We start from the raw sequence: 3,578 nt of genomic DNA, 5'->3' as shown, positions 1-3,578 counted from the left end.
GTCTCGTGCGTGCCGACGGGGGCATAGATACGGCAGGCGGGGGCGAGGCTTTGGGCGAAGGCTTCGCGGTACAGCGGCTCGCCCATGCCGTGCAGACACTGGAACTCCAGATCGTCGGCGGTGGCGAGCGGCCCCGCCATAGCGCGGATGGCTGCCAGCGTCTGCGCATTGTGCGTCGCGAATTGCGGGAAGATCGCATCCTGCGCGGCGAGGAGTTTTCGCGCACAGGCGAGGTAGCAGAGATCCGTATGCGCCTTGCGGGTGAAGACCGGATAATCGGCCAGGCCTTCCTGCTGGGCGCGCTTGATCTCGCTGTCCCAATAGGCGCCTTTCACCAGCCGCAGCATCAGTCGGTGGCCGGTTTCGCGGGCGAGAGCGATGATCCAGTCGAGCACGAAGGGGGCACGCTTTTGATAAGCCTGGACGACGAAACCGATGCCGTTCCATCCCAGGAAGTGCGGATCGCGGCAGAGGGCTTCCAGGAGATCCAGGGAGAGATCCAGCCGCTCGCTCTCTTCGGCGTCGATGCTGACGCCGATATTCTGTTCCCTTGCGAGGGTGACGAGGCGCGTCAGTCGGGGCAGAAGCTCGGCCATCACGCGGCCCCGCTGCGCCATGCTGTAGCGTGGATGAAGCGCCGAGAGCTTGAGGGAGATGCCGGGCCCGGCGAGGGGGCCGCGTCCCCGGGCAGCGCGGCCGATGGCGCGGATCGCCGTCTCGTAATCCCGATAATAGCGGTCGGCATCGGCCGCGGTCAGCGCCGCTTCGCCCAGCATGTCGAAGGAGAAGCGGAAGCCCGCGTTTTCCAGGTGATGGGCTGAGCGCAGGGCGCCACCGATGGTCTCGCCACAAACGAAAATCTCGCCCATGCGGCCGATCATATGCGTCATCACCTGGCGGATTACCGCATCGCGGCCGGTTGCGAGGAGGCCGCTGCCCTGGCCGCTCCTCAACAGTCGCGCGGTCAGGTCGAGCCCCCGGCTCGCCGCATTTACGGCGAGAGAAGAATGGCCGAGATGGCTCTGCCAGTCGCCGCGCAGAAGCGTGTCGCGAATGAGCGCATCGGCCGTCGCCCGGTCGGGGATACGGAGCAGCGCCTCGGCAAGGCGCATGAGCATGAGGCCCTCGGTGCTTGAGAGGTCATATTCTCGCATGAGGGCGACGAGCGGGCTCGGCGCCTTCTGGCGTCGCAGCGCCTCGATCAGCCGGCGCGCCGTCTGCTGCGCGATCTCGGCTTCCGCCTCCGTCAGCCGACCCGCGGGCAACGCTGCCGCGACGCAATCGCGCTCCGGGGCGCGATGATGGGCGCGGAGTGCCGACCGCAGTGCCGTGGGTGCGGCCGGTGGCGCACCGAGGATGGAGTGGGGGTGGCTTGCTTCGTCCGACGGAGACATGGCGGATTGCCCTGGAAGCTGGAGATATCCTGGCATATTGGGACTGGTAAAAAATGTGCTTCGGAATTTCGTTCGAATGAACGAAGAATTGAGTTTCGATCCTGGCCAGCTCCGAGAGAACGTTCGAAAATCATGGACGAGACCGATCGTCGCCTTCTCCGCCTTCTGCAGAAGGACGGGCGGATGACCAACGTAGACCTCGCTCGTCAGGCCCATCTCAGCCAGGCGGCGACATTTGAGCGTGTCCGCCGCTTGCAGCGGGAGGGGATTATCGAAGGCTTTACCGCCATCCTGAATCCTGCGGCGCTCGATCGCGGCCTGCTCGTCTTCGTCGAACTCGTTCTGGACCGGACCAATGCCGCCGTCTTCACCGACTTCGCCGAGGCGGTGCGGCGGGCGCCGGAAATTCTCGAATGCCACATGGTGGCTGGCGGCTTCGATTACCTCATCAAGGCTAGGGTAAAAGATATGGCGGCCTATCGCGTTTTTCTGGGTGGCACGCTCGCGGCCCTTCCCGGCGTGCGCCAGACTCATACCTATGCCGTGATGGAGGAAGTAAAGAGCGCCCAGGGGATTCCGGTCTAGAAGGTGAGTGAACCGTTTGTTAAGCAGGTTGCTGCATCGCAATAGGAAACCGCCATGTCCGACGCCCCTTTGCTGATCGAGACGATATTGGGCCGGACGGACGCCTCCGACATGGCGGGGCGGCTACATCACCTCGGCCATCATGGCGGCCGGATCGAACGGCTGGTGATCGCCCCCACCGATCTGCCGCGCCGACGTTTTGCTGCCGAGACCGATCTTGGCACAGCCTGCTTTGTGGCGCTGCCGCGCGAGACGGCGTTGTTCGACGGCGCCGTGCTGCATCTCTCCGAAACGCGTGCCATCATCCTCCGTGTTGGCCAGCAGGAATGGCTGCGCCTGCAGCCGCTGGCGGATAGCGCGCTGGAACTTGGCTATCATGCCGGCAACCTGCATTGGCGCGTCCGTTTCGAGGATGGCTGTCTTCTGGTCGCACTCGATGGGCCGCGCGAGACCTATCTGGCCCGGCTGCGCGCGTTGGAGGCTCAGGGGAAGGTGCGCGTCCTTTCATGATCGCCGAGGCGACCTCGCTCCTCGCCGCGCTGCAATTCGGGGACGGCCAGTTTCCGGGGGGCGCCTTCGCCTTTTCCTGGGGCGTCGAGAGCTTGGTGGCGGATGGCCGCCTCGCCCGTAGGGACTGGTTTTCCTTTCTTCTGGGCCAGATGGAAGGGCGGTGGGCAGGTTTTGACCGGCCGTTGATCGCCCATGCCCATGCGGCCGCGCGGGATGGGGCGGTCCTGGCTGCATTGGACGATCTGGCGGAAGCGCTGACGTTGTCTGCCGCGGCCCGCGCAGGGGCCCGCCGTGCCGGTGCCGCGCTTCTCGGCACTCATGCCCGGCTCGGAACGGAGGGCGCCGCCGCCTATCGCGCCAAAGTCTCTGCCGGGCAAACGCCCGGCCATCTGCCCGTGGTGCAGGGCCTGGTGCTCGCGGGTGTCGGGCTCGACCGGATGAGTGCACTTGCGGTTTCGGCCCATTCCACCGCGCAGTCTCTGGGCTCGGCCGCGATCCGCCTCGGCCTCATTAGCGCGCAGGACTCGCAAAGCGCGCTGCAGGCACTGCGTCCGCATCTGGCGATGTTCCTGGCCGCGAATATTCCGGCGCCGGACGAGATTGGCAGCTTCGCGCCGCTGGCGGATATCGCCATGATGCGTCACCCACTGCAGCTGCAACAGCTTTTCGCCAATTGAGGGAGGCCGGCTTTCCATGAACCTCACCCCCACCGAGATGGAACGTCTCACCATCTTCATGGCGGCCGAGCATGCCCGCCGGCTGCGTGCCCATGGCGTGAAGCTGTCGCATCCCGAGGCGGTCGCCTTCATCGCGGATGAAATGCTTTTCGCCGCCCGCCGCGGCATGCCCTATGAGGCGATCGTGGACATGGCGACCCGGCTGCTTTGCATCGTCGATGTGGAGCCGGGCGTGCCGACCATGGTGGAATTCGTCGCCGTCGAGGCGAGCTTCCCCGAAGGCACCAAGCTCGTCATCGTCTTCCGCCCGATCGCGGATGGGCAGGAGGCCGGCGGGGTCGAGGTTCCGGGCGAGATCATCGCTGGCGAGGGTGATGTAATACTCAATGAAGGCCGCTCGCGGGTGACGATC

5 protein-coding genes are annotated in these 3,578 nt (G+C 65.6%); 4 read left to right on the top strand and 1 reads right to left on the bottom strand.

The window, feature by feature from the left end:
* Positions 1-1,394 (bottom strand): proline dehydrogenase family protein (locus tag VL752_RS07965; RefSeq protein ID WP_325353908.1); only part of this gene is annotated, 1,394 nt, incomplete at its 3' end.
* A gap of 132 nt (positions 1,395-1,526) precedes the next feature.
* Here VL752_RS07965 and VL752_RS07960 point away from each other — a divergent pair.
* From VL752_RS07960 to ureA, 4 genes are all read left to right on the top strand, one after another.
* Positions 1,527-1,979 carry an Lrp/AsnC ligand binding domain-containing protein gene (locus VL752_RS07960; protein WP_325353906.1) on the top strand — a complete coding sequence of 151 codons (453 nt, stop codon included), beginning with the start codon at positions 1,527-1,529 and terminating at the stop codon, positions 1,977-1,979.
* A gap of 54 nt (positions 1,980-2,033) precedes the next feature.
* Positions 2,034-2,489, top strand: a complete 456-nt coding sequence (locus VL752_RS07955; protein ID WP_325353904.1) for an urease accessory protein UreE — start codon at positions 2,034-2,036, stop codon at positions 2,487-2,489.
* Positions 2,486-3,166 carry an urease accessory protein UreF gene (locus VL752_RS07950; RefSeq protein ID WP_325353903.1) on the top strand — a complete coding sequence of 227 codons (681 nt, stop codon included), beginning with the start codon at positions 2,486-2,488 and terminating at the stop codon, positions 3,164-3,166. Before VL752_RS07955 ends, VL752_RS07950 begins: the two co-directional genes overlap by 4 nt.
* Before the next feature lie 16 nt (positions 3,167-3,182).
* On the top strand, positions 3,183-3,578 hold a 396-nt coding region (gene ureA, locus VL752_RS07945), incomplete at its 3' end, for an urease subunit gamma (RefSeq protein ID WP_325353901.1).

This window comes from Acidisoma sp., assembly GCF_035492295.1.
Taxonomy (GTDB): domain Bacteria; phylum Pseudomonadota; class Alphaproteobacteria; order Acetobacterales; family Acetobacteraceae; genus Acidisoma.
Note: the sequence above shows the minus strand (reverse complement) of the source record. Positions and strands in the feature narration are given on the sequence as shown.